The sequence below is a fragment of the Allobosea sp. P1_A7 genome (assembly GCF_056406775.1).
In genome coordinates, this window is the sequence record NZ_JBFTZN010000572.1 from 1 (window position 1) to 1,276 (window position 1,276).

1 protein-coding gene is annotated in these 1,276 nt (G+C 69.8%); it reads right to left on the reverse strand.

Annotated features, from left to right (window positions below):
* Positions 1-1,276, reverse strand: a 1,276-nt coding sequence (locus AC1D34_RS37670) for an autotransporter-associated beta strand repeat-containing protein (RefSeq protein ID WP_476827041.1), incomplete at both ends; no start/stop codon positions are given.

The window sequence follows — 1,276 nt, forward strand, 5'->3', positions numbered from 1 at the left end:
GCGTACCCGCCAGCGAGGCCGTGCCGGTGACGTTGACCCGGTCCGCGACAGTGCCCTGCACCTCGGCGATATAGGTCGAGGCGACGCCCATCACGAGGCTGCCGTTGACGGTCAGCGTCCCCGGCGAATTGCCCGGCGAAAGCGTGCCGCCGATCGTGGTCGCGCCGACCGAGCCGGAGCCAGCGAGCGTCGCACCCGCATGCACGATCACCGGCGTCGCGACCGAGCCGTCGACGACGAGGCTGCCACCGAACACCTGGGTCACGCTCGTGTAGGTGTTGGTTCCGTTCAGCGTCAGCGTGCCGGTGCCGGCCTTGAGCAGCGAGCCCGCGCCCGAGATCGTGCCGGAGAAGGTCGTGCTGCTGTTGTTGCCTCCGGCGGTCAGCGTCGTGCCACCCAGGAGCACGTCGCCCGTGCCGGACAGCGAGCCGACCGTCTGGGCGATGCCGTTGAGATCGAAGACCGCCCCGGCCGAAATCTGCACCGCCGTCTGGTTCGGCAGGACGCCCACCCCGCCCATCCGTAGCGTGCCTTGCTGGATCCAGGTGGCGCCGGAGTAGGTGTTGATCCCCGACAGCGTCAGGACCCCGGCGCCCGTCTTGGAGAGCGTGCCCCCGCCGCTGATGACGCCGGCCAGGCCAAAATCCAACGAACCGGTATCGACGAAGGCGGTGCCGCTCGACAACGCCACGGCGTTGGCCAGCGTGAGAGCAGGGGCGTTGGCACGAAGCGTCGTCCCGCTCGCCATCTGCAGCGTGCCTGTGCCGAGCGCGCTCGCCGATCCGACGGCGAGGGTGCCGGCGTTGAGCAGCGTGCCGCCGGAATAGCTGTTGGCGCCGGACAGCGCCAGCGTGCCGGCACCGACCTTGGTCAGGCTGGTCCCGACGCCATCGATGATGGCCGAGCCGATCGAAGCGGTGACGCCGGCTGCCGTGTTGATCGTGCCGCCACCGGCGACGCCGAGGCCGAGAGAACCTCCGGTCAGCAGATAGCCGTCGCTGGTGAACTGCAGCGTGTCGAAGTTTTGCGTGCCGGACACCGTCACCGTGCCGGCTATGCCCTGGAACACGCCGACCGAGCTCAGCCACGGGGCATTGAAGCCCACCTCGCCCGGCGCCACCGCCCAGTTGGTGTTGCCGCCGTTCCAGGTGCCCGTGCCGCCATCGACGGCACCGTTGCCGGTCTGGTCGGCGCCGTCCCAGAACTGCAGGATCTGGCCGGCCCCGAGCACGGCAAGATTGACTTGCGGCGGCAGGCCGGCAGGCATGCTGTAGAC